Source organism: Nocardia sp. NPDC049190 (genome assembly GCF_040648115.1).
Lineage (GTDB): Bacteria > Actinomycetota > Actinomycetes > Mycobacteriales > Mycobacteriaceae > Nocardia.
On the sequence record NZ_JBEZDE010000033.1, the window covers coordinates 28,478 to 51,533 of the forward strand.

Sequence of the window (23,056 nt, forward strand, 5' to 3'; positions counted from 1 at the left end):
CCCGAGCGATTGTTATGTGAAACAACAAATTGGTCCGGCGAACGTATTGTGCGCCGCGTCATCGTCGAATATGTTGCTCTGAACAACATTCGCTCTACCTCGACCGACCGCCGATCTCCGGGGCCGGTGGCTCCACGAAAGGCCCATCTATGCGTAAGGGCATGCTCAGCGTCGCGGCTGTGGCGGTCGCGCTCCTGCCCGCACTCACCGCGTGCGGCGCCGACTCCACGAACTCGGCGAACTCCGCCACCCCGACCCGGATCGGCGTCATCCTTCCGGACAGCAAGACCTCCGCACGCTGGGAAACCGCGGACCGGAAATACCTTCAGCAGGCGTTCGACGCCGCGGGCGTCAAAGCCGATATCCAGAACGCCCAGGGCGACAAGAACGCCTTCCAGACCCTCGCCGACCAGATGATCACCAACGGGGCCTCGGTATTGGTGATGACGAACTTGGACAGCGGCACCGGCAAAGCCGTGATCCAGAAGGCGAAGTCGCAGGGTGTCACCGTCATCGACTACGACCGGCTCACGCTGGGCGGCGGAGCGCAGTACTACGTCTCCTTCGACAATGTGAAGGTCGGCAGTCTGCTCGGCGAAGGCGTCGCGAAGTGCCTGACCGACAAGAAGGCGGTGAATCCCGTCGTCGCGTATCTGAACGGCGGGCCGACCGACAACAACGCCGCGTTGCTCAAGACCGGCTATGACGGGGTGCTGAAGCCCCGCTTCGACGCGGGCGACTACGTGAAGGGTCCCGACCAGGCGGTTCCGGGATGGAACAACGCCGATGCGGGCACCATCTTCGAGCAGATGCTGACCGGCCAACCGAATATCGGCGGTGTGGTCGCCGCGAACGACGGCCTGGCCAACGCCGCGATCGCGGTGCTCAAGAAGCAGAAGCTCAACGGCCAGGTTCCGGTCAGTGGTCAGGACGCCACTGTCCAGGGTCTGCAGAACGTGCTCGCCGGCGATCAGTGCATGACCGTCTACAAGGCGATCAAAAAGGAGGCCGAGGCGACCGCCGACCTCGCTATCGCACTCGCGAAGGGGCAGCACGGCACGTCCAATGGGACCGTGCGGGATCCGGAGGCGAACGCGGACGTGCCCTCCGTGCTGCTGGAACCGAAGCCGATCTACCCGGACAACATCAAGGATGTGCTCGCCGACGGCTATGTCACCAAGGCCGAGCTGTGCGCGGGCGAATTCGCGAAACTGTGTGCCGACCACGGCCTCTGACTCGCACGCCCCTTCCGCCGTTCGATGAGGGGACGGCGGAAGGGGCCCTACCCCTCCAGGAGCTAGACCTATGCCCGACCTGCCGGTAATCGAATTGCGGGGTGTAGAAAAGAGTTTCGGCCCGGTGCACGTTCTGCACGATGTCGCCTTCAGCGCCTACCCCGGCGAGGTGACCGCGCTGGTCGGTGATAACGGCGCGGGAAAGTCCACGCTGGTCAAATGCATCGGCGGCACGCATCCGATCGATGCGGGCGAAATCCTCTTCGAGGGCGCGCCGGTGCAGGTGCACAGCCCGCGTGACGCGGCCGCGCTCGGCATCGAGATCGTCTACCAGGATCTGGCGCTCTGCGACAACCTGGACATCGTCCAGAACATGTTCCTCGGCCGCGAGAAGAAGCACGGCATCGTGCTCGACGAGTACGCGATGGAGGAACTGGCCGGAAAAACGCTGGCGAGCTTGTCTGTTCGCACGGTCACATCGGTGCGCCAACAGGTGGCGAGCCTGTCCGGCGGGCAGCGCCAGACCGTGGCCATCGCCAAGGCCGTGCTGTGGAACAGCAAGGTGGTGGTCCTCGACGAGCCGACAGCCGCGCTCGGTGTCGCGCAGACCCAGCAGGTGCTCGAGCTCGTCCGCCGCCTCGCCGACAAAGGCCTTGCGGTGGTGTTGATCTCCCACAACATGAACGACGTTTTCGCGGTGTCCGATCGGATCGCCGCGCTCTACTTGGGCCGGATGGCGGCACAGGTCCGGACCTCCGACGTGACGCACGCGCAGGTCGTCGAACTGATCACGGCCGGTCGCAGCGGCAACCTCGGCCTCGACGCGAGCGGAGTCAAATAATGATCGCGATACCGACCGAGCGACCGACGGTCGCGCCGGCGACCGATCTGGTCCACCGTTATGTCGGCCGGGTGCGTAGCGGCGACATGGGCGCACTACCCTCGGTGATCGCGCTTGTCGTCCTCTCGGCGATCTTCTGGACGGCCCGTCCGGTCTTCATGTCCGAGGCCAACTTCGCCAACCTGTTCACGCAGGGCGCGGCGATCGCGGTGATCGCGATGGGCTTGGTCTTCGTGTTGCTGCTCGGCGAGATCGACTTGTCGGCGGGGTTCACCAGCGGCGTCTGCGCCGCCGTACTCGCGGTGCTACTCACCGACAAGGGGTGGCCGTGGTATCTGGCCGTGCTGGTTGCCTTGCTCACCGGCGTCGTGATCGGGCTGGTGATCGGCGCTGTCGTGGTGAAGATCGGCATCCCTTCGTTCGTGGTGACGCTCGCCGCGTTCCTCGCCTTGCAGGGTGTGGCGCTGAAGATCATGGACAACGGTCGCAACATCTCCATCCATGACGAGACGATCGTCGCGATCGCCAACAAGAACGTGCCGCCGTCGCTGGGCTGGGCGCTGTACGCGGTACTGGTCGTAGGGTTCGCGATCGTCCAGTACCGAAAGCTGCGGGCTCGCACCGAGCTCGGGCTCACCGGCGAGACCGCACCGGTGATCGCGCTCCGCGTCGCCGTGCTCGCGGTAGTGGCGGGCGCGGCGGTGCTCGTGCTCAACGGTGAACGCAGCCGCAACCCGGAGTTGCATTCGCTCGCGGGCATGCCGATCGTCGTGCCGCTGATCGTGGCGCTATTGCTGCTGTGGACGTTCGTGCTCAACCGCACCTCGTTCGGCAGGCATATCTACGCGGTCGGCGGCAACGCGGAGGCTGCCCGCCGCGCGGGGATCGCGGTGAACCGCGTGAAAATCAGTGCCTTCGTGCTGTGTTCGACGATGGCCGCGGTCGGCGGGCTGATCGCGGCGTCGCGGGCGAACTCCGTCGATCCGAACACCGGCGGCAGCGACGTGCTGCTCACCGCGGTCGGCGCGGCCGTGATCGGCGGCACCAGCCTGTTCGGGGGGCGCGGGCGGATGCTGGACGCGGTCGTCGGCGCCGCGGTCGTCGCGGTGATCAACAATGGAATGGGGCTGATGGGCTACAGCGCGGGCACCAAATTCGTTGTGACAGGATTTGTGCTGCTCTTGGCCGCCGGAGTAGACGCTCTGTCGCGCAAGCGCGCTCCCCTGCAACGATAGGCATCCTGCCCCGCGATGAAAGCCCGGTGAATGCGAGCAGCACCTTCGCCCGAGGAGATCCGCACGCGCAATCTTGCCGTGTTGCTCCGGCACGTCCATCGCGACGGTGCGGTGTCGCGCGCGACACTCGCCGAGCGAATGGGGTTGAATCGCAGCACCATCCTCGCGCTGACCGCGGACCTGGCCGCCGCGGGCCTGGTCCGCGAGGAGCTGCCCGGCCAGACCGGAAAGGCGGGTAGGCCGTCGTTGGTGGTGCGGCCGGAGTCGGATCGGGTATACGTCGTCGCGCTCGACGTCGGCGCGGACCGGCTGGCCGCGGCACGGGTCGGATTGGGCGGTTCGGTGCTCGATCGTACCGAGACCACCCGGCCCGGCGGCACTTTCGACCCGGAAGACGTGATCGGCGCGCTGGTGGACATGGCGCGCGCGATGATCGGCGCCGCCGCGGCAGGTGCGGTCTGTGTCGGCGTCGGCGTCGCGTTCTGCGGCATGGTCCGGGAAGAGGACGGCGTCGTCCGGTATGGGCCGAATATCGGCTGGGTCGATGATGTTCCCTTCGGGGACAGCATGACCGAGGCGCTCGACCTCGGCCTGCGGGTCGCGGTCGGCAACAACGCCAACCTCGGCGCGTTGGCCGAACGCGAACGCGGTGTGGGGGAGGGCTTGGCCGACCTGATCTATCTCCACGGCGACGTGGGCATCGGCGGCGGCATCATCATGGGCGGTGAGCTGCTCGGCGGCGAGGGCGGATACGGCGGCGAGGTCGGGCACATGATCGTGCATCCCGGCGGGCGCGCCTGTGCGTGCGGCTCGCGGGGCTGCCTGGAAGTCGAGTCGGGAGAACTCGGGCTGATCGCGGCGGTGGGCGGGACCGATCCCGTGGGGCAGGCGGCGGTGGACGCGATCGTGGAGGCCGCCGCCCGCGGCGATGCCGCCGCCCGCGACGCGCTGCACCAGGTCGGCGAGTGGCTCGGCTACGGTGTCGCCAACCTGGTCAATATCTTCAATCCGTCGATGGTGGTCTTCGGAGGCGTACTGCGCGAGATCTATCTGGCTTCGGCGGCGCAAGTGCGCAGCCGGGTGGCGGTGAACAGTCTGCAGGCCGTGCGGGATCGGGTCCGGCTGCGCACCAGCGCGCTCGGCGGCGACTCGACGCTGATCGGCGCGGCCGAGTTGGCCTTCCGCGAGGTTTTGACCGACCCGTTGCAGACACTGGCACGCGCCGCCGCCGCCCGAGCCTGACCGGTTCGGCCGCACCGCCGACAGCGACCGGCGCGACACCGGTGAGCTGTCGGGATGACTCCGCGGGGGGCTCGGGTAGCGATGTCGGCTGGGCTATCCGGCCCCCGCCGCGCCGAACCCGGACAGGTGCGAAGTCAGCAGCCGTACGCGTGAACGCTGCTGGGCGGTGGTCTCTTCGGGGTGGTGGATCTCGATGCTCAGTTGATCATCGAAGGTGCTGACGATGATGGTGCCGCTTGGTTGTTGCAGCCGTCGACCGGTCTTGTCCGGCTTGCCGAGCATGATCGAGCGAAAATCGGTGATTCGCAGATCCTCCGGCACCCGCGGTCTGCGCACGCGACCCCAATTGGTGGCGAGCACGATTCCCGGTGCGCGCGGTGGCGGGCTGGCCGCGATCTCGGGGATGTGCAGCGGCGTCTGCTGCACCATGCCGGCGGCGAGACCGGCGCGCAGGCTGTCGCTGATGCCGCGGGCCAACTCGACGAGGGTGCCGACGCCCGGGGCCGGGACGTAGTTGGCGAAGCCGATCACGTTAGTGCCCTCGGTCATACCGATGGGCGGTGCCACCCGGGTGCGCAGGTCGACCGAGTAGGAGTAGCGCAGTTCGGTCAGCGATAGTTCGCGCAGCTCGGCCTCGGTGAGCAGGATCGCGGCGGAGGCGAGTCCATTGATCGTGGTGTTCTCCCGGTGCCCCAGCTCGACCAGTGCCGCGGTCTGCTCCTTGGTCAGCCGGCAGCGCGCAGTACGCGGTATCAGATATTCCGGATCTTCGGTGGCGCAGGGAGTTCGGGCGGCGGCCGGATAGCTCGGGATCGTGTCCGCCCGGGTCTTCTCGACGCCGCGCATGGTGAGCAGTTCCTCGACCGACTTCGGGTAGCCGCGTAACTCCAGCCTGGGTAATCGGCCCTGGGCGAGATCGGTATAGCAGGACCAGAGTTCGGCGAAGACTGCCAGCGAATGATAAGCATCCGCGATGCTGTGGTTGGTGACGAGCGTGATGCCCGCGTGCTCGCCATCGCGCACGACACACAGCGCCGCGAGCGCTGTGCGCTGATCCAGGTGCGCACCGGTCAGCAATAGTTCCGGATCTCCTTCGGCGACCGACATCTCCGGTGGCGCGTCGGGCGATTCGAGCAGGACGTGTCCGCCGTCTCCATCCGGCTCCAGGCGGGCGCCGAGGATCGGACGGGCGCGAACCACGAGGTCGAACGCCGCCGCGAGCGCGGCCAGGTTCAGCCGGCCCACTACTCGAAGCGAATAGCCGACCAGAACTTCGCTGTTGGCAAAGATCCGCTCGCTCGGCGCCAGCGGGCGGATGACGATTGCTGTGGTCATGTCGGTTTCTCCACCTGGACCTCTCCCCGAGGCTGGTCGAAGGCAGGGTGCCCCAGACTCTTTCGGATTCGTCGCCTCTGCCGTGTATCGGGACGTGTGGCGGTCCTGTTTCGGGTCTTTTTCACACAGTGCATCGGGCTCGGCGATCGGCTGCGGACGCTGGGCGGAGTCGGTCGGATTAGAGTACTACTCTAGAGTGCAACGCTAAAGGAGGCTCGGATGACCGGACGTGTCACCTATCGGCTCGACAACGGCGTTGCCACGATCGCCATGGACGACGGCAAGGCGAATGTGATGTCCGTGGCCATGATCGGTGACATCGCCGCGGCGCTGGACCGGGCCGAGCGAGATCGCGCCGTCGTCCTGCTTACCGGGCGGCCGCGGATGTTCTCGGCCGGCTACGACCTGGCGACGTTCTCCGGGGACGCCGACGACATCCGTCGAACCCTGCGTGCGGGCGGCAACCTCGTCCACCGGTTGCTCGGTTTTCCCTACCCGGTCGTGGCCGCGTGCCCGGGGCACGCGATCGCCCAGGGCGCGTTCCTGCTGTTGGCCACGGATGTCCGGATCGGCGTCGCCGGAGATTTCAAGGTCGGCCTCAACGAGGTCGCTATCGGGTTGACCATTCCGCACTATGGGGTCGAGATCGCGCGGCATCGGCTCACGGCGCCCGGGTTCGACCGGGCCGCGAACACCGGAATCCTGGTCGCGCCCGAGGAGGCGCGGGATCTGGGATTCCTCGATCTGCTCGTGTCCGATGCGGACGAGCTGCGCACCCGTGCGACGGCCGAGGCGCGACGGCTCACCGGAATCGACCTGTCCGCCTATCTCGAGACCAAGTTGCGGGTGCGCGCTCAGGTACTCGTGGCCGTCCGGTCCGGAATTGATGCCGAGTTCGGTGGATAGTATGGCCACGAACACCCGCGGGCGGATCCTGGCCGAGGCGACGAGACAGCTCCTGGCCAAGGGCTATCCTGCGTTCACGGTGGCGGGCGTCCGCGACCGGCTGGGATTGTCCAGCGGCAGTATGTTCCACGCGTTCGGCTCGAAGGCCGAGTTGGCCGCCGCGGTCTATGTCACCGGTATGCGTGACTATCAGCGCACTGTGCTCGACCGCATGGACGCCCCGGGAATCGGCGCGGAGCAGGCGATCCGCGCGATGCTCGACGCCCATCTGGGCTGGGTCGAAGACCACCGCGACCTGGCTCGCCTGCTGTTCGCCACGATTCCCGACGAAGTAGCTCGCGCCGCGGAAACCGAACTGGCACTGCATAATCAGGCCTTCTTCGGCGCGCTGGAGCATCGATACCGCGAACTCCTGGGCCCTGGCATGAGCGTCGCCGGTTCCGGCTACCCGGTGGCGCATGCGATCTGTATCGGACCGTCGCAGGAATACTGCCGTCAGTGGGTGCGCGGAGGTGTCGGTCCTGCGCCACGCACGCTGGCGCCGACTCTGCAGAGGGCGGCCCTCGCCGCTCTCGCCACGATGGCGCGCGGTCGTGAGCGTGAGAATTCGCGATGAATTGCTGATGATTTGCTGAATGCTGGTTCTTGTCGCATTCGAAGCAGCACAATAGAGGGGTGTTCCAGCGGATCGTGGTGGGCTACGACGACTCACCCGGCGCCCGGGCGGCCTTGCGGATGGCGCTCGAACTGGCGGCGGTCCATCGCAGCGCGCTCACCGTGGTCGCCGTCGAAGAGCATCTGCCGCACTACGGTCCGGTGGTCGGCGAAATCGAGGACGAGCGTTCGGTCGGGGAAGCGGCCTGCCGCCGATGGCTCGGCATTGCCGCGGCGACGGCCGAACAGCGCGGCATCGCGGTGCAGGCGGAGATCAGATCGGGGCAGGCGGCGCGGGAACTGGCCACCTCCGCGGCCGAATACGCTGCCGACCTGCTGATTCTCGGACGCAGCGGGCATTCGGGTATCTGGGGACGGTTCATCGGCAGTACGGCGGAGAAGGCCGCCCGGCATGCCGCCTGCTCGGTCCTGGTCGCCTATGACAACGATGGACAGGCTGATCACGGATAGGCGTGCCGCGACACCGCAAGTCGGCTGTCGCCGACCTGAGGCCGCCGCTCCGATCGTGCGACTCCGTGCTGATCTCCCGGTATGTGGCTGGCTGCTCCGGTGGGCGGAACTACCGCGGCGAGCCCCCGCTGATGGCCGGGGCGATCGGCCGACGCTGTGTGATCCAGGTCACTCTTAATGGATATCGCGGCGCGCTCAGGGTGGGCTAAGCTATCCGACAGATGCAGATATGCGCATACATGTCGGTGTAGGGAAGTGGGGTTGGGTCGATGGGACACGAGCACGATCATGATCACACACACGGGGTGTCCGGTGACGCCGACCGCAGGTGGCTGACCGTCGCGCTGACCCTGATCGCCGGGTTCATGGCGGTCGAGGTCGTGGTCGGCCTGCTGGCGAACTCACTGGCGCTGCTGTCCGACGCCGCGCACATGCTCACCGACGCCGCCGCGATCGTGCTGGCGCTCGGGGCCATTCGACTCGCCGCCCGGCCCGCGCGCGGCAAATACACCTACGGTTACAAGCGTGCCGAGATCCTGTCCGCGCAGGCGAACGGCATCACACTGCTGGTCCTCGCGGGCTGGCTGACCTACGAGGCCATCCGGCGGCTGTTCGAGCCGCCGGAGGTGACCGGCGGGCTCGTGCTGGCCACCGCGCTGGTCGGCATCGTCGTCAATATCGCGGCCGCGTGGGCGATCAGCAAGGCGAACCGGACCAGCCTGAATGTCGAGGGCGCTTTCCAGCATGTGCTCAACGACCTGTACGGATTCATCGCCACCGCCGCGGCCGGACTCATCGTGCTGGTCACCGGATTCGCCAGGGCGGACTCGATCGCCACGTTGATCGTGGTCGCCTTGATGGTGAAGGCGGGGCTCGGGCTCGTGCGTGAATCCGGCCGCATCTTCCTGGAGGCGGCGCCCGCGGGCGTCGATCCGGACGCGCTCGGGCGCGGGCTCGTCGAGCTGGACGGCATCGACGAGGTGCACGATCTACATGTCTGGCAGATCACCTCCGGCGAGATCGCACTGTCGGCGCACGTACTGGTCCGAGCGGGCGCCGACTGCCACGGATTACGTCAGCGGATCGAGCGGTTGCTCGATCACGACTACGACATCACCCACACCACATTGCAGGTCGACCATAGTCACGTCGTCGATGCGGCGGCCGTCGGCGACGCGCGGCATCTGCTGCCGATGCTGAACGACCACTGCGACGACGCGCACGGCCCGGTGCACCGGGAACGCCCGGCGCCCGCGGCGGGTATCGGCGCGCCGTGAGCGGCTGCTGCCGCGCCCACCGCGAAATCGGGCGGACGCAGAGCAGGGCACGGCGCACGGCCACCGGATCAAGGTCGGTTCAACCTCGGGAACGGTTGCTCGGACTCGACCAGGTAGGCCAACTCGAGCAACGTGCGCTCGTTGCCGCGGGTCGCGGCGAGCTGGACACCGATCGGCAACCCTTCCGCGGTCAAGCCCGCCGGGATCGCTATCGCGGGGGTGCCGGTGATGTTGTTGATCGGGGTGAAAGCGACGTAAGTGCGCAACCGGTCGATCAATTCGTCGAATGGGACAGTCGGACTGAGGAGGCCGAGCTCGGGTGTGGTGTGGCCCAAGACCGGAAGCAGCACCGCGTCGAACGGGCCGAGCGCTCGTTGGTAGATGTCCGCCGCCGCGCGTAGTCGGTAGAGCGTGAGCGGGGTGTGCAGCGCGCGACGCATGAAGAGCTTGCGCAGTCCAGTGGTCAGGTCATCCACGCGCCCGGCCTCGAAACGTCGATCGAGGAATCTTCCGGTCGTGGTGATCACGGCCGCGAGTAGACCCCAGTAGTGCAGGAAGTCCGTTTCGAGCCTCGCGTCGAACGGCAACGGCACCGGCTCGACCGAGTGGCCGCTGGATTCGAGTGTGGCGGCGACCTTTTCGACGGCGGCACGGATCGGTCCGGGTGCGACCGGTCCCGCGAGGTTGTCGAGAACGAGTGCGATCCGCATCCGTCGGGCGGCGGGGCCCTCGACGTGACCGATCGGCGGCAGTGCTGGGTTGCGCCAATACCGTTCGGCGGCAGCGATATACGCGGCGGTGTCCCGCACTGTGCGGGTGAGCACTCCTTCGCTGACGATGTTGATCGGAAGCGCGCGGGTCATTCCCGCGTCGACATGGCGTCCGCGGCTCGGCTTCAGGCCGACGAGTCCAGCACACGCGGCCGGAATCCGGATCGAACCGCCGCCGTCGTTGCCGTGCGCGATCGGGACGACTCCCGCTGCGACCAGCGCGGCAGCGCCGCCGGAAGACCCACCCACCGAATAGCCCGGATGCCACGGGTTACGGGTCGGACGAGCATGCGGCGGCTCGGTGCTGGCGTTGAACCCGAACTCGGGCATGGCGCTTTTTCCCAGAACGGTGACGCCGGTGCTGAGCAACTGTCTGGTGTAGGGGCCGTGCTCTCGTGCCTGCGTGGCGTGGAAGGCGGCGGTGCCTTGGTTGGTCGGCATGCCAGCGACGTCCGTGTTGTCTTTCACGAAGGTGGGGACGCCATAGAACGCGCCGCCGCGCTCCTCGGGCGACAGTGGTGTCGAGTAGCTCGGGTAGGCGACCGCGGCCAACTCTTCGACCTGTTCGGCGCGCGCCGCCGCCGCGGCGGCGAGTTCTTCCGCCCCGACGGCTCCCGTGCGCACCAGTTCGGCAAGCGCGACGGCATCGTGTTCGCCGAGCGCGTCATCGGTGAAGGCGTGGATGCGCGGAGGGAACGGGATCTTCGCGGCGGGGGTCACGGCACTGAATCTAATGTCTGAACGAGGCATTCCCGAGCGGGCCGGAACGAAGGTGGCGGTCGCGCATCCGGAGTCGGCGCCATCAGGGAGCAGAGTGTCGACCCCGCGGTTTCGGTCGCGGATCCGGACAGCCGGGCCACTCGGTGTGCAGCCGGTCGAATGGTCCCAGCGGCGCGCCGGACCGCCTGCTAGCGTTCGGCCATGCATGACAGCGTGACAGTTCGGATGGCCGCCCCCGCCGACGCGATCTGGGAGCTGGTCAGCGATATCGAGAACACCGGACGGTTCAGTCCCGAGACATTCGCCGCGGAATGGCTCGGCGGCGCCACCGAGCCCGCGGTGGGGGTCATGTTCCGTGGGCATGTCAACCGCAACGGCTGGGGGTTGAGGTACTGGACGGTGTGCCGGATCATTGCCTGCGAGCCGGGCCGTGAGTTCGCCTTCACCGTGCTCGGGCCGGGCGGCATACCGATCAACACCTGGCGTTATGTCTTCGAGCCGGTCGAGGGCGGTACCGACGTGACAGAGTCGTTCCAGTTGCACAGCAACCCGGCCCTGCGGATGTACTGGTTGCTGGCCGGATGGGCTCGCGGCAAGACGAATGTCGAAGGAATGCGAGAGACGCTGAACCGGATCAAGGCCGTCGTCGAATAAGGGCTGAACAAGGGCTGAGGCGCGGGCAAGTCAGTTCACGCAGGGCACCGAGTCGCCGAGGGTGGTGGTCACCGGCGTGCCCGAGTCCGGCGTCGGCGCCGTCGACTCACTCGACCGGGATTCGGAGGTAGCCGAGGTCGTGTCCAACTCGGCGGGCATGGCGAAATCGCTGCCGATGACGATCTCGACGTGGCCGGGCAGCAGATCGGGCGACGCGGTGGCGCGGAGTCCACCGAGGAGGTCGGCCAGCTGGGTGGCGTCGGCCTCCGCGCCGGGGCCGTAGGCGATCGTGGTGTCGGAGTCGTCGGCATAGGTGCCGTTGCCAATGCTGCCCTGCCGGTAACCGCGGGCGGTCAACGCGGTGGAGAGCGCGGCGGCTCGACCTTCGACGTGACTGGCGTTGCGCACGTCGACGGTGCTGGTCGGCGGACGCGCCGGAGTGGGCTGCGGCCCTTCGCCGTCGAACGCGGCGCGCACCTGCTCCTTGATCGCCGCGGCGTCGACAATATTGACGTCCTGGCCGTCGACGGTGTCGTAGCGCAGCACCGGCAGCGTGCGGAACTCGACCGGCATCACTCCCGCGGTGCCGAGGTCGCGTGCGAAGTCCAGCAGATTCCAGCCACCGGAGAGCACGACATCCCGGTGCGCCACGTCCATCAACTGGGCGAGCTCGGTGATATTGGTCAGAGTGCCGGAACCCTTCAGCGACTTGCCCACCGAGGTCAGAAACGCCTGCTGCCGGTGGGTGCGGTCGAGGTCGCCGTTCTCCAGGCCGTGGCGCTGCCGGACGAACGCGAGCGCATCGGAGCCATCGAGGTGCTGCGGCCCGGCCGGAAAGGCGGCGCCCGAGTAGAAGCTGTCGTCCACGGCGTGATTCAGGCACACGTCCACACCGCCGAGTGCCGTGGCCAGGTCGTAGAAACCGGCTAGCGATATCTCGGCGAAGCGGTCGATCGGGACACCGACCAGGTTGCGCACCGTCGACACGAGGGATGCGCGGCCGGCCTCCCGGCCCGCGTGCTCCACAGTGACCGGGTTCTTCTCGCCGGAGGCGATCAACGCGGCCTGCGCGGCGGCCTTCTTCAGGCCGTACGCCTCCTTGATCTTGGCGTGGTCGTAGCCGGGGATACCGGAGACCTGGACGTAGTCGTCGCGCGGGATGGAGAACGCCACGATCTTTCGCATGTCCGCGGGAATGTGCAGCAGGATCAGCGAGTTCGCGTTGTAGCCGCCCTCCAGGCCGTCGCCGGCGTGCAACTGGTCGAGAATCGGCTTCGGTAAGTCGTTGCCGTCCTGGTCCTTGCGGGTGTCCAGGCCGATCAGCAAGATGTTCAGGTCACCGCCGAGCGAGCGCGGCGCATCCTGGCCGATGGCATCGGTGCGGGTGAATCCGTGATCGAAAGTGGTTTCGGCGGACCAGGCGAATCCGCTTCCGGCCAGGATCGCCAGGGCGCAGGCCGACGCCACCAGTTGCGTCGCGATTCGGGCCGAGCGCAGGGGCTTTCGCCGCGGCTCGGCGCCGCGGCGACGAGGGACGTCGGTACGGCGGTGGCGAGGAACCGCGGAGCGAGGTCGCTCGCTGATCCGAGCAAACGGGACGGTGTCCTCGTCGGCCGGCGCGGCGGTTGGCCCGGCCGGCATCCGTTTCGGCCTACGTTCCACCGGATCGCTCCTCGACGCCTCGTCCTCGTCCTGGATCCGACAATACCCACGGTCGGGACGCATGGCCGGGCGTGACGTCTTCGGCCCGTGCACACCCCGCGCCGCCGCCATGGTCACCGACGTCGACCGATGAGAGAACGGCCGCAATCCGTCGACGAATCGTCATGTCGTGGCCGGGCGAACGGCAGTCCACCTAGGCTCGGGAAGTATGACTGTTCCTGTGCTTGTCGTGCTCGGCGCCGGTCCCGGTATCGGGCTGTCGGTCGCTCGCCTGTTCGCCCGGGATGGCTTCGCCACGGTGTTGGTCTGTCGCTTGGCCGCGGAGGCCGAGCCGCTCGCGGAGCAATTGCGGGGAGAAGGGTTCGATGCCGAGGGGGTCGGGGTGGACCTCGCCGATCCCGCCGATGTGGGCCGGGTCGTCGCGGGCGTAGGGGAGCGCCGCGGACGCATCGACGTGCTGCACTTCAACCCGAGCGTCTTCCGTCAGGCCGATCCGCTGCAGTTGTCGGTGCCGGAGCTGATCGAGGACTTCACCGTGGGGGCCGCGGCGTTGCTTCCCGCGGTTCAGTCGGCGCGCCCGTTTTTGGCCGAGGGGGCGCGCGTGCTGGTCACCGGTAGTGCGGCCGCGGACAAGCCGTGGAATCAGGCCGCCTCCCTCGGCGTGCAGAAGGCGGCCGTGCGCAACTTGGTGACCAGCTTGGACACCACGCTGTCGCCCGTGGGCATCCGCGCGGTCGCGGTGCAGATCAACGGAGTGCTCGGCGAGGGAGCGTTCACCCGGGATCGAGTCGCCGAGGCGCTGTACGCGGCAGCCACCCGCCCCGCCGCCGCGTGGACGCCGCACGTCTCCTACGACGGCTGATGCACGGGATGCCCGGCGACAGCCGCGTCGTTGGGCGGATGTCTTCGACAACGCCCAGCTCCCCGGCGCGGATCAGCCCGCAAGGCGGGGAGTTCGCCGGGGCCGGCGTCGACCGCCTCAGTCCAGCAGGTGCAAGAGGGCTTCGGCGAGATAGAGCGGCAGCAGTGCGTAGTACAACAGCATCGCCATCGAATCGGCTCCGATCATGTACGCGGGTCCCACCCCGTGCCACCTGGGTTTGTCGCGCGGGGATTGGAGACCGAATGGTCTTGCGACAGCAGGAGGCTAGTGGAGGCGCCGATCGTCGGCAAGACCGATCAGCGTGTCGCCGAGACCGTCAGGTTCGGGTGCGCTAGTTCAGCGCACTGCCCTGCACCCACTGGTCCCACGGCAAACCCCAGTCGCCGTTCTGCCAGACCTCCAGCGGAGCGCCCCCGGTGTTGCGGATCTCCACGACATCGCCGGGGACGGCGAAATCGAAGAACCATCGGGCGTTTTCGCCACTGAGATTCAGGCAGCCGTGCGAGACGTTGCTGTTGCCCTGTGCCCAGATCGTGGAGTCGAGCTGATGCAGGTAGATGCCATCGGTGCTGATCCGGGTCGCCCAGCCGATGGCTTCCTTGTAGCCCAGGCGGGAGTTGATCGGCAGGCCATAGGTGGAGGAGTCCATGATCACCGGGTTGGCCTTGTTCATCACCGTGTAGATCCCGGGCTGGGTCCAGAACGTGATGGTCTTGCCCGCGACCACTTCGCTGCCACCCATGCCCATCGAGGTCGGCATGGTGCGGATCAGTTTGCCGTTCTCGAAGACCTGGATCTGCTTGGTGTTGTCGTCGGAGATCGAGACATGCGCAGCGCCGATGGTGAATGTGGTCTTGGTGTCCTCTTGGCCGTAGAGGCCGTGGCCGAGTTCCTTTCCGTAGATGTTCGCCGCGACGCTGACCTTGGTGCCCGGCGCGTAGTACTCACGGGGCCGCCAATGGACATTGCGGTCGTCGAGCCAGTACCAGGAGCCCTCGACCGGCGGGTCTGTGGTCACCGACAGATGCTTCTCGGCGGCGGCACGGTCGGGAACGTCCTCGTCGAAGTGGGCCACCACCACCGCGCCGACGCCGAACGTCGCGCCGTCGGCCAGCGGCGTTCCGCCGGTGGTGGTCAGATACACCTTGGTCTGGTTGTGCGGGGTCAACGTGGAGAACGTCGACGTGGTCGGGCCGGTCTTGCCGGTGATGGTGAGTCCTTCGGCCGTCACGGTGTAGGTGTGGCCGTAACCGAGTGGCTCCGCGGGCTTCCAGGTCGTCTTGTCCGGCGTCAATATGCCCTCGACCATCTTGCCCTGTTCGTTCGTCATCGTGACCGAGGTCAGCTGGCCGTCGACCGCGCTCACCTGGGTAGGCGCCAGCGGATCGACGTCATCCGCGCCGGAGCCCGGCGTGATGGCGATGGGCGCGGGTATCGGGCCGGGGGCGCCCGGCCGACTCTCGGGCGCCGAGGACGAACACGCCGCCACTGTCAGCGTCATCACCAAGGCGAACCCTGCGATGACACCGGATCGGATGCGGCCGGTCGGCATGGATTCTCCTATCACCCGTGCGTTGCCCCCGCGCACCTTTCAGTACTACCCCGGCCCGTACTTTACCGGGCCGACGCCCGGCGAACCGCACGCGAAGGCAGGGTCACGACAGGTTCCCAGGCACTACACAGGAACCGTCCGCCCGATCGGCTCGATGGGAAGCGAAGCGCCCGAAGGAGTTCGACGCGCGGCGCAGTTCAGTGGCGGCGGATCCTGGCCAGCCACGCGGCAGCGTCGACCTGGCCGGACTCGGAGACCTGCAAGTGCGCTGCCTCGTGGGCCACCGCGTCGGTGATCCGTCCTCGGTATCGCGTGGGCACGAGATCTTCCACCGTCCAGCCGTCGCGGAACGAATGCCGGATCAGCGTATCGCTGATCCGGGGGCCGAAGCCCGATTCGGCATCCGAGAGTGCGAGAACATGGACCGTGCCACCCGGCTTGCAGATCGCGTGCAGACTCCGGACGTATGCGGCGCGTGCCTCGTCCTCGGTCCTGAAAACGTGGAACAGCGCGCTGTCGACGATGGTGTCGAACGCGGGCGCCGAGCCGGCCGGGGCACCGGCGAAATCCGGTCGGTCACCGAGTGTGAGCACGTCTGCCACCTCGAACGTGGCGTGGGAGACTCCCTGCGCCGCCGCATTGGCGCGCGCATGGGCCACGGCGCTGGTCGACATGTCGATCCCACGCACGTCGTACCCGAGGCGGGTCAGCAGAATCGTGTGCTCGCCCGCGCCGCACCCGGGGTCCAACACGCGCCCCGTAATCCGCCCCGCTCGCTCGAGTTCGACGATGGCGGGCTGTGGCGCGCCGATCACCCAGGGCGCGGTGTCGTCGTCGTAGGCGGAATTCCAGGTACCAGTGGGTCGAGTCATGACTCCATAGTCCGCCCTCGAGCGTGGTTGAGGTCAAGCGGTGGAGCCGGGTCGTGGGACCGACACGGACGCTCCACATCGCTTTATTCTTTGTGCCGCAGGATTTCACCGTGTTCGACGCCCTGTCGCATGGTTGGTCGTGGGGCTCTCGATATCGCCACGATTACCCAGGGGTCATCGGTGGTATCGAACCGGTGACAGGGGACGTGAACATGTCGCGTCCCACCTCGGCGCACCACCGATATCGATCCTCGCCCCACCGCCCGTGGTCCCCGGTCAGGCGTCTGCGTTAGCGTCACAGACATGCGGCTTCACGTGGGTTGTGCGATGTGGACGCACGCGGCGTGGCAGGACCGGCAGCTCGCGCCGGGCGAGCGGCTGCGGTTCTACGCCACGTGGTGCAACGCGGTCGAGGGGAATACGACGTTCTACGCGACGCCGTCGCGCAGCACGGTGGAATCGTGGGCGAAGCAATCCCATCCCGAGTTCCGCTTCGTGATCAAGCTGCCCAAGCCGATCACCCACGAGCGCAGGCTGATCGGCGCCGACGAGGACCTGCGATCGTTCCTCACCTCGATGCAGCCGCTGGGTGAGCGCATCCACGCGCTGTGGGTGCAACTGCCCGGTTCGTTCGGGCCGACCGATCTCGGCGCGCTGGCTTCTTTCCTGCGCCGAATGCCGGGCGGCTATCGGGCCGCCGTCGAGGTCAGGCATCCCGCGTTTTTCGCCGACGAGCAGGCGGCGCGGCAGCTGGAGTACGTGTTGTCCCGAGTCGGCGCCGAGTGGATACCGTTCGACACGACAGTGCTTTTCGGCGCTGCGCCGGTCAGTGCGGGCGAGCGGGAGGCGTGGGGGAAGAAGCCGCGGGTGCCACGCCGGATGCGCGCCGTGACGGAGTTTCCGATCGTGCGGTATCACGGCCGCGACGACCTCGAGCAGACCGTCGACGGCTGGCAACCGTGGATCGCGACGGTCTGTGCCTGGCTGCGCGAAGGCAGGTCGCCGACCGTGTTCATCCACACTCCGGACAATGCCGCCGCATTGGGATTGGCCCGCCGTTTCCACGATGAGGTCCGTGCGCGGCTGCCGGAACTCGAGCCGCTGCCCGAGCCGACGCCGACCGAGCCGATGACCCTGTTCTGACCGGAAAACGTTCCCGCAGAAGACCCGATCTCCTGCGGGAACGCTCGCTCGATCAGGACTGCAGCGCGACCTCGACCTCCAGGCTCAGGGTGATCTTGTCGCCGATCACCGCGCCGCCGTCGGGCAGCGGCATGTCGATGGTGATGCCGAAGTCGCGGCGATTGATCACGGTCTTGGCTTCGAAGCCGGCGACCGGGCCCTGGCCCATGCCGGGGTTCACGCCGAGGAATTCGACATCGAGCGTGACCGGCTTGGTGACGCCGCGGATGGTGAACTCGCCGTCCACCACGAAATCGCCGCCGTTGACCCGGAACCCGGTGGACTTGAATGTGGCTACCGGGAATTCCTCGGCGTGGAAGAAGTCCGCGGTGCGCAGGTGCCCATCGCGCTGTTCGTTGTCGGTGGTGATCGAGTCGACCCGGATCTCGACGTCGGCCGATGCGGCGCCGTCCGCGCCGATGACCAACGTGCCGGAGAAGTCCGTGAAGCGGCCGCGCACCTTGCTGACCATCAGGTGGCGCACCGAGAAGCCGAGGGTGGAGTGCGTCGGATCGATGGCCCAGGTACCCGCGGTCAGCGCGTTGGTGGTTCCGGTGGTCATAATGTTCTCCTTCATATAGTTGAGATTTCAATTACGTGGACAGGTGGTTGGTCGGTGAATGGTCGTACGGGTCAGGCGAGCAGCTGGGCGAACGGTACCGGATCGTCGTACGGATCGATGCCGCGACGCGGCTGCGTGGTCGCCACCGTGGCCGCGAATTCCGTTGCGGCACGGTCGATGCGGACGTTCAGTCCGTCCGCCTCCGCCGAGGCCCAATCCTCGGATGCCGCGTACACAGACGTCGGCACGACCACTGCGCGCAGATAGCTGAACATCGGCCGCACCGCGTGTTCGAGGGCAAGGGAATGCCGCGCGGAGCCGCCGGTCGCACCGATCAGCACCGGCATCCCGGCGAGCGAATCCGATTCCAGCACATCGAAGAACAGTTTGAACAGGCCGCTGTAGGACGCGTTGAAGATCGGCGTGACGGCGATCAGCCCATCGGCGGTGGTGACCGCGTCGACCGTCTCGCGTAGCCCACCCGCCGCGAATCCGGTCAACAGTGAGTTGGCCAGATCGTGGGCATGACTACGCATTTCGATGACATCGAAGGACACGTCCCCGCCGCGCGACGACAGCGCTCGGTCCGCGGCCGCGGCCAGTCGATCGGCCAGCAGTCGGGTCGACGAGGGTTGGGACACGCCGGCGGAGACCACGGCGATCCGGGTCATCGAGTCGCCCCCAGTGCGGCGTCGCGGGCCAGGACCAACGACGCGTGGGTCGGTGCGTCCGGGACGTGCGCCGGTCGCAGGGCCTCGAATTCCTTGCGCAGCACCGGGACTACCTCCGCGCCCAGGAGATCCAGTTGCTCCAGCACGGTTTTCAGCGGAAGCCCCGCATGGTCCATCAGGAACAGCTGCCGCTGGTAGTCGCCGAACGACTCGCGGAAGGTCAGCGTCTTGTCGATGACCTCTTGCGGACTGCCCACGGTCAGCGGCGTCTGCTCGGTGAAATCCTCCAACGACGGCCCGTGTCCATATACGGGTGCGTTGTCGAAATAGGGCCGGAACTCGCGAACCGCGTCCTGCGAATTCTTGCGCATGAACACTTGCCCGCCCAAGCCGACGATCGCCTGGTCGGCCGCGCCGTGACCGTAGTGCTCGTAGCGCTGTCGATACAGTGCGATCAACCGCTGGAAGTGCTCTTTCGGCCAGAAGATGTTGTTGGCGAAGAACCCGTCGCCGTAGTAGGCGGCTTGCTCCGCGATCTCCGGGCTTCGAATCGAGCCGTGCCAGACGAACGGCGCAACACCATCCAGTGGACGCGGGGTCGAGGTGAACGACTGCAGCGGGGTGCGGAACTTCCCCTCCCAGTCGACCACGTCCTCGCGCCAGAGTCGATGCAGTAGGTGGTAGTTCTCGATCGCGAGCGAGATGCCGTCGCGAATGTCTTTGCCGAACCAGGGATACACCGGTCCGGTGTTGCCGCGGCCGAGCATCAGGTCGACCCGGCCGCCGGCCAGGTGTTGCAGCATCGCGAAATCCTCGGCGATCTTGACCGGATCGTTCGTGGTGATCAGCGTCGTCGCGGTGGACAGCTGGAGCCGCTCGGTCCGGGCCGCGATGTAGCCGAGCATGGTCGTCGGCGACGACGGCACGAACGGCGGGTTGTGATGCTCGCCGGTGGCGAACACGTCCAGCCCGACCTCTTCGGCCTTCTGCGCGATCGTCACCATGGCCGTGATGCGCTCGTGCTCACTCGGCGTCCGGCCGGTGGTCGGATCGGTCGTCACGTCACCGACGGTGAAAATCCCGAACTGCACGATGCCTCCTCTGGTACCCAGTCTGACAGCAATTTGGTGGATATGGCAACCAATGCAACGGGAGGGGGTATCGCGCTATTCCCGGCGTGGTGGTGTGGTCTCGATTACGGCAGATATTCCTGCAGCCAGGTCAGGGCGAGGCCGCGGGTGACCCGGGCGCCCACGTCGAGTTCGGTGGAGCCGAAGGCGTGGTCGAGGAAGGGCAGTTCGACGTACCGGTTCGGAATGCCCGTCGCGGTGAGGGCGGCGGCGAAGGCCGCGGTGTGGTCGGCGAGCACGAGGTGGTCGCTGGCGCCCTGGACAAGCAGCGTCGGCGGCGACTTGTCGGTGATGTGCGGCGCGGAGTCCGCCGCGGTGTAGCGGTCGGGGTACTGCGCGGGGGGTCCCCCGAGATGCCGCGCAGCCGTGTCGACGCCGAGCGCGGTTTCGGTGCCGGAAGCGGCGAGATCGACGACTGGGTAGAGCGCCATCGCGGCCCGCACGCGGGGTAACTGGTCGGCGGTGCCGCAGCTGGGCCGGAGGGTGCCCGCGTTGATCTTGTTGGCCACGTTGATCGCGAGATTGCCGCCGGCCGAGCTGCCGAAGGTCGCGACCCGGCTCGAGTCCAGGTTGTACTGCTGAGCGTGCGCCGTGGCGAAGGTCAGCGCGCAACCGATGTCGGCGTCCTGGGTGTCCCAGCGGTGGTTGGCCTCGTCGGACAGGCGGTAGTCGACGTCGAGCACGGCGTAGCCGTTCTCGGCCAGCCAGGTGGTGTAGGCGTTGGTGCCTCTGCTGCCGCCGATGAACGCGCCGCCGTGGATGCTGACCACCAGCGGGGCCGGTGCGCCACCGGGTGCGGGAAGGTAGAGATCCGCCTGGACCGTGCTGCCCTCGATGGTCGCGTAGGTGACCGTCTCGTCGGGCGCGTCGCCCACGACGCCGAACGGCACGGCCGGGGCGAACAGGACCCATGCGCCCACCGCGTTGTTCGCCGCGCACATCAACACCACGGTGGTTGTCACCGACAGGACCAAGCCGGTCGCCGCCGCCGCGGCCACCGTGCCCGCGAGGCGCCGCCCGCGATCGCTGCGCCGCAGTGCCGCCAGCGCGAGCCCGATCGCGACCACCGCGAGCACCATGTTCCACGAGCCGGCTGCGTCGCGGACCGCGCCCAGCAGCAGCACGGCCGATTGTGTGATCGCGTTGCGCAGCAGCGGCATAACCCAGTGGACCGGAAGGACCGCCACGACGTGGCCGAGCACAAGGTATGCGGAGAGCACGGCCGCGATCGTCAGCAGGCCGACCCGGGTCAGGCGCCGCCGGCCACCGACCGCCGGTACCGCCGCTGGCTTCCCGGATACCGCCACGTCCGGTCCTTGCTCGTCGGTCATCCAGGATCTCCGCCTCGTCTGGTGAGTGATCACTCCAACATAGGTGCGCCGCCCTCCTCTAGCCGGTGCTGGTGACTGCGTTCCTCGTTCGCTCGGTACGTCGCACCTGCCCAGTCGAATCCGGAGCCACCACAGCGGTATCGGATCGAATCCGTCGGATCGGATCGCCCCGCCGTACCAGCTCCTCGGTCCGGGTGTATCGCGGCGCGATCGGGCGTCGGCGAGTGCGACCTATCGCACAATCAGGTAGCCCACTACGCGCGACACCCGCTGTCGGGTCCGCAGAATTGACCGCTACAGGTCGTAGCCATCGGGGTCGAAGGGGTGTCATATGGCTGGGATGCATGATTGGTTGTCGGCGGCGCCGAATCCGGAGCCGCCGTTGGACAGCCGTCGCCGCGCCGAGGCCGAGCGGGGGGCGCTCGATCCGGCCACGCCGCGCGCATTGCCGTGCCGGACCCGGGTGCACTCGTCCGGGCAGGCGAGCGCGGGTGTGCGTAACGCGATGCACAGGGCGCATGCCGGGGCCACCGCGCATGACGACCAAACCCATTCGGCGGCACGACGTTTCGCCGAGACAGTGGTGCGTGTGGTGCTGGAGGTGCTCGACCGCAGGCGGCCGGTGTCGCAATTGGCAGGGGTCGCCGACCCGACGGTGATCGCCGCGGTGCGAACCTTGATCGGCGCCGATCTCGTGCCGGGCCGCTCGCTCGGTGGCGCGGTGCCGATCCGGGTGAGCGTAACGCTGGTGGACGTCAAGACCGCCGAGGTCTACGCCGGGTACTCCCGCGGCGCGCGGCATTTCGCGCTGGCGGCGCGGATCGCACGCACGCGGTCCGCGGGGTGGCGGCTGACGGCATTGCGCATCCGATGACACGCGAGCGAGTTCTCAGGTCATGGCGCATCACGGTCCGTTCCGGGTCGGCGGCCGGGCGCGGCGCGACAAGGCCGCTCGGTGCGTCGGATGCCCGGTCATGTGTCTTTCGTTACGGCGGCTCAGCCGAGTTGGATGGATCGGCGTGCCATGCCGAACCAGTAGCCGTCGATGACGGTGCGCAGGGCGTCGAGGTCGTTCTCGCCCGCGCCGAGCGAGACGAACAACGGCGCGAAGTGGTCGGCACGCGGATGGGCGAACTTCGCCGCCGGCGCCTTGTGTTCGAAGTCGAGCAAGGCGTCCAGATCGCGGGCGGCCAGCGTCTCGCGTCCCCAATCGTCGAATTCGGCGGTGAACGGGTAGACCTGCTCGTCGTCGGTCGTCATGGCGCGCAGGTTGTGCGTGAAGAATCCGCTGCCGATGATCAGCACGCCTTCCTCGCGCAGCGGCGCCAGCTTACGGCCGATGTCCATCAGCGCTCGCGGCTGCAGCGTCGGCATCGACAGTTGCAGCACCGGGACGTCGGCGTCCGGATACATCGCCTTCAGCGGCACGTAGGCGCCGTGGTCGAGCCCTCGGTCGGCGACGTCGGCCACCGTGGCCCCGGGGCCACGCAGCAGATTCCGCACCTCAAGCAGGAAGGTCTCTCCCACACGCAGTACGAGGTCCTGGTCCGGCTGGCCGACGCGCCACAGGGCCGCCTGCGGATGGCCGAACTCGCCGACGCGCTCTATACGTCGAAGAGTGGGCTGAGCTATCAGGTGACCCAACTGGAGAAGGCTGGTCTGCTGCTCCGCGAAGCCTGCCCGACGGACGAGCGCGAAGTGGTCGCCGTGCTCACCGAAGCCGGCCGGGAGCGCCTGGCGCTGGTCGCGCCCGGCCACGTCGCGACGGTTCGCCGGACACTGATCGACGTGCTCACGCCCGCGCAGCAAGCCGCCGTCGCGGCAGGGCTCGGCGAGGTCGGCCGGCGGCTCGCCGCGTCCTGAGGATCGGC

The 23,056-nt window shown here is 67.7% G+C and carries 23 protein-coding genes; 13 read left to right on the top strand and 10 right to left on the bottom strand.

Annotated features, from left to right (window positions below; all coding sequences use genetic code 11):
* The first annotated feature begins 149 nt into the window (after window positions 1–149).
* The 4 genes from AB0B25_RS24715 (at window position 150) to AB0B25_RS24730 (ending at window position 4,553) form a co-directional block, all read left to right on the top strand.
* The gene (locus AB0B25_RS24715) at window positions 150–1,235 is read left to right on the top strand and encodes a substrate-binding domain-containing protein (protein ID WP_357183805.1); all 1,086 of its coding nucleotides are present in this window, start codon (window positions 150–152) and stop codon (window positions 1,233–1,235) included.
* Window positions 1,236–1,305: 70 nt separating this feature from the next.
* Window positions 1,306–2,076, top strand: coding sequence for an ATP-binding cassette domain-containing protein (locus AB0B25_RS24720; protein ID WP_357183808.1), 771 nt, complete (start codon window positions 1,306–1,308; stop codon window positions 2,074–2,076).
* Window positions 2,076–3,311 carry an ABC transporter permease gene (locus tag AB0B25_RS24725; protein WP_357183811.1) on the top strand — a complete coding sequence of 412 codons (1,236 nt, stop codon included), beginning with the start codon at window positions 2,076–2,078 and terminating at the stop codon, window positions 3,309–3,311. The genes AB0B25_RS24720 and AB0B25_RS24725 overlap by 1 nt, the downstream gene beginning before the upstream one ends.
* Window positions 3,312–3,341: 30 nt before the next feature.
* Window positions 3,342–4,553 (top strand): ROK family protein, encoded by a 1,212-nt coding sequence (locus AB0B25_RS24730; protein ID WP_357183813.1) that lies wholly within the window; start codon window positions 3,342–3,344, stop codon window positions 4,551–4,553.
* 93 nt (window positions 4,554–4,646) lie between these two features.
* On the opposite strand, the gene AB0B25_RS24735 is transcribed toward AB0B25_RS24730, so the two are convergent.
* On the bottom strand, window positions 4,647–5,888 hold the full coding sequence (locus AB0B25_RS24735; protein WP_357183815.1) for a hypothetical protein: 1,242 nt from the start codon (window positions 5,886–5,888) through the stop codon (window positions 4,647–4,649).
* Between the two features lie 219 nt (window positions 5,889–6,107).
* On the opposite strand from AB0B25_RS24735, the gene AB0B25_RS24740 reads away from it, so the two are divergent.
* From AB0B25_RS24740 to AB0B25_RS24755, 4 genes are all read left to right on the top strand, one after another.
* Complete coding sequence (locus tag AB0B25_RS24740) at window positions 6,108–6,794, top strand: crotonase/enoyl-CoA hydratase family protein (RefSeq protein WP_357183818.1); 687 nt, start codon at window positions 6,108–6,110, stop codon at window positions 6,792–6,794.
* Window position 6,795: 1 nt separating this feature from the next.
* Complete coding sequence (locus AB0B25_RS24745; RefSeq protein ID WP_357183821.1) at window positions 6,796–7,410, top strand: TetR/AcrR family transcriptional regulator; 615 nt, start codon at window positions 6,796–6,798, stop codon at window positions 7,408–7,410.
* Window positions 7,411–7,469: 59 nt separating this feature from the next.
* Window positions 7,470–7,919: a universal stress protein gene (locus tag AB0B25_RS24750; protein WP_357183823.1), complete on the top strand. Its 450-nt coding sequence runs from the start codon at window positions 7,470–7,472 to the stop codon at window positions 7,917–7,919.
* 269 nt (window positions 7,920–8,188) lie between these two features.
* Window positions 8,189–9,196, top strand: a complete 1,008-nt coding sequence (locus AB0B25_RS24755; protein ID WP_357183826.1) for a cation diffusion facilitator family transporter — start codon at window positions 8,189–8,191, stop codon at window positions 9,194–9,196.
* 68 nt (window positions 9,197–9,264) lie between these two features.
* On the opposite strand, the gene AB0B25_RS24760 is transcribed toward AB0B25_RS24755, so the two are convergent.
* Complete coding sequence (locus AB0B25_RS24760; protein WP_357183829.1) at window positions 9,265–10,686, bottom strand: amidase; 1,422 nt, start codon at window positions 10,684–10,686, stop codon at window positions 9,265–9,267.
* Between the two features lie 201 nt (window positions 10,687–10,887).
* On the opposite strand from AB0B25_RS24760, the gene AB0B25_RS24765 reads away from it, so the two are divergent.
* On the top strand, window positions 10,888–11,340 hold the full coding sequence (locus tag AB0B25_RS24765; protein ID WP_357183832.1) for an SRPBCC family protein: 453 nt from the start codon (window positions 10,888–10,890) through the stop codon (window positions 11,338–11,340).
* Window positions 11,341–11,370: 30 nt separating this feature from the next.
* Here AB0B25_RS24765 and AB0B25_RS24770 read toward each other — a convergent pair whose 3' ends face one another.
* A complete protein-coding gene (locus AB0B25_RS24770; protein ID WP_357183835.1) occupies window positions 11,371–13,002 on the bottom strand; it encodes an LCP family protein in 1,632 nt (543 codons plus the stop codon).
* Between the two features lie 208 nt (window positions 13,003–13,210).
* Between AB0B25_RS24770 and AB0B25_RS24775 the strand changes: the two genes are divergently transcribed.
* Entirely contained in the window at window positions 13,211–13,864 is a 654-nt protein-coding gene (locus AB0B25_RS24775) for an SDR family NAD(P)-dependent oxidoreductase (protein ID WP_357183838.1), read from the top strand.
* A 352-nt stretch (window positions 13,865–14,216) separates the two neighbouring features.
* Here the strand turns inward: AB0B25_RS24775 and AB0B25_RS24780 are convergent, their stop codons facing one another.
* A complete protein-coding gene (locus tag AB0B25_RS24780; RefSeq protein ID WP_357183841.1) occupies window positions 14,217–15,437 on the bottom strand; it encodes an Ig-like domain-containing protein in 1,221 nt (406 codons plus the stop codon).
* A 197-nt stretch (window positions 15,438–15,634) separates the two neighbouring features.
* Window positions 15,635–16,309, bottom strand: coding sequence for a methyltransferase domain-containing protein (locus tag AB0B25_RS24785; RefSeq protein ID WP_357183844.1), 675 nt, complete (start codon window positions 16,307–16,309; stop codon window positions 15,635–15,637).
* Between the two features lie 303 nt (window positions 16,310–16,612).
* On the opposite strand from AB0B25_RS24785, the gene AB0B25_RS24790 reads away from it, so the two are divergent.
* Entirely contained in the window at window positions 16,613–17,452 is an 840-nt protein-coding gene (locus AB0B25_RS24790) for a DUF72 domain-containing protein (RefSeq protein WP_357183846.1), read from the top strand.
* A gap of 52 nt (window positions 17,453–17,504) precedes the next feature.
* Here AB0B25_RS24790 and AB0B25_RS24795 read toward each other — a convergent pair whose 3' ends face one another.
* The 4 genes from AB0B25_RS24795 to AB0B25_RS24810 form a co-directional block, all read right to left on the bottom strand.
* A complete protein-coding gene (locus AB0B25_RS24795) occupies window positions 17,505–18,053 on the bottom strand; it encodes a YceI family protein (RefSeq protein WP_357183849.1) in 549 nt (182 codons plus the stop codon).
* A gap of 71 nt (window positions 18,054–18,124) precedes the next feature.
* Window positions 18,125–18,724 (bottom strand): FMN reductase, encoded by a 600-nt coding sequence (locus AB0B25_RS24800; RefSeq protein WP_357183852.1) that lies wholly within the window; start codon window positions 18,722–18,724, stop codon window positions 18,125–18,127.
* The gene (locus AB0B25_RS24805; RefSeq protein WP_357183855.1) at window positions 18,721–19,815 is read right to left on the bottom strand and encodes an LLM class flavin-dependent oxidoreductase; all 1,095 of its coding nucleotides are present in this window, start codon (window positions 19,813–19,815) and stop codon (window positions 18,721–18,723) included. The genes AB0B25_RS24800 and AB0B25_RS24805 overlap by 4 nt, the downstream gene beginning before the upstream one ends.
* A gap of 104 nt (window positions 19,816–19,919) precedes the next feature.
* On the bottom strand, window positions 19,920–21,185 hold the full coding sequence (locus tag AB0B25_RS24810; RefSeq protein ID WP_357183858.1) for an alpha/beta hydrolase: 1,266 nt from the start codon (window positions 21,183–21,185) through the stop codon (window positions 19,920–19,922).
* Window positions 21,186–21,516: 331 nt separating this feature from the next.
* Here AB0B25_RS24810 and AB0B25_RS24815 point away from each other — a divergent pair, with 331 nt between their 5' ends.
* Complete coding sequence (locus AB0B25_RS24815) at window positions 21,517–22,059, top strand: Rv3235 family protein (RefSeq protein WP_357183859.1); 543 nt, start codon at window positions 21,517–21,519, stop codon at window positions 22,057–22,059.
* Window positions 22,060–22,181: 122 nt separating this feature from the next.
* Here the strand turns inward: AB0B25_RS24815 and AB0B25_RS24820 are convergent, their stop codons facing one another.
* Entirely contained in the window at window positions 22,182–22,712 is a 531-nt protein-coding gene (locus tag AB0B25_RS24820; RefSeq protein ID WP_357183862.1) for a class III extradiol ring-cleavage dioxygenase, read from the bottom strand.
* On the opposite strand from AB0B25_RS24820, the gene AB0B25_RS24825 reads away from it, so the two are divergent.
* Window positions 22,623–23,048, top strand: coding sequence for a MarR family transcriptional regulator (locus AB0B25_RS24825; RefSeq protein WP_357183865.1), 426 nt, complete (start codon window positions 22,623–22,625; stop codon window positions 23,046–23,048). The genes AB0B25_RS24820 and AB0B25_RS24825 overlap by 90 nt on opposite strands.
* Window positions 23,049–23,056 lie beyond the last annotated feature (8 nt).

Excerpts from the sequence above, each read along its gene's own strand:
- AB0B25_RS24715 (WP_357183805.1), top strand. The coding sequence starts at position 150 with ATGCGTAAGGGCATGCTCAGCGTCGCGGCTGTGGCGGTCGCGCTCCTG.
- AB0B25_RS24720 (WP_357183808.1), top strand. The coding sequence starts at position 1,306 with ATGCCCGACCTGCCGGTAATCGAATTGCGGGGTGTAGAAAAGAGTTTC.
- AB0B25_RS24725 (WP_357183811.1), top strand. The coding sequence starts at position 2,076 with ATGATCGCGATACCGACCGAGCGACCGACGGTCGCGCCGGCGACCGAT.
- AB0B25_RS24730 (WP_357183813.1), top strand. The coding sequence starts at position 3,342 with ATGCGAGCAGCACCTTCGCCCGAGGAGATCCGCACGCGCAATCTTGCC.
- AB0B25_RS24735 (WP_357183815.1), bottom strand. The coding sequence starts at position 5,888 with ATGACCACAGCAATCGTCATCCGCCCGCTGGCGCCGAGCGAGCGGATC.
- AB0B25_RS24740 (WP_357183818.1), top strand. The coding sequence starts at position 6,108 with ATGACCGGACGTGTCACCTATCGGCTCGACAACGGCGTTGCCACGATC.
- AB0B25_RS24745 (WP_357183821.1), top strand. The coding sequence starts at position 6,796 with ATGGCCACGAACACCCGCGGGCGGATCCTGGCCGAGGCGACGAGACAG.
- AB0B25_RS24755 (WP_357183826.1), top strand. The coding sequence starts at position 8,189 with ATGGGACACGAGCACGATCATGATCACACACACGGGGTGTCCGGTGAC.
- AB0B25_RS24765 (WP_357183832.1), top strand. The coding sequence starts at position 10,888 with ATGCATGACAGCGTGACAGTTCGGATGGCCGCCCCCGCCGACGCGATC.
- AB0B25_RS24775 (WP_357183838.1), top strand. The coding sequence starts at position 13,211 with ATGACTGTTCCTGTGCTTGTCGTGCTCGGCGCCGGTCCCGGTATCGGG.
- AB0B25_RS24780 (WP_357183841.1), bottom strand. The coding sequence starts at position 15,437 with ATGCCGACCGGCCGCATCCGATCCGGTGTCATCGCAGGGTTCGCCTTG.
- AB0B25_RS24785 (WP_357183844.1), bottom strand. The coding sequence starts at position 16,309 with ATGACTCGACCCACTGGTACCTGGAATTCCGCCTACGACGACGACACC.
- AB0B25_RS24790 (WP_357183846.1), top strand. The coding sequence starts at position 16,613 with ATGCGGCTTCACGTGGGTTGTGCGATGTGGACGCACGCGGCGTGGCAG.
- AB0B25_RS24795 (WP_357183849.1), bottom strand. The coding sequence starts at position 18,053 with ATGACCACCGGAACCACCAACGCGCTGACCGCGGGTACCTGGGCCATC.
- AB0B25_RS24800 (WP_357183852.1), bottom strand. The coding sequence starts at position 18,724 with ATGACCCGGATCGCCGTGGTCTCCGCCGGCGTGTCCCAACCCTCGTCG.
- AB0B25_RS24810 (WP_357183858.1), bottom strand. The coding sequence starts at position 21,185 with ATGACCGACGAGCAAGGACCGGACGTGGCGGTATCCGGGAAGCCAGCG.
- AB0B25_RS24815 (WP_357183859.1), top strand. The coding sequence starts at position 21,517 with ATGGCTGGGATGCATGATTGGTTGTCGGCGGCGCCGAATCCGGAGCCG.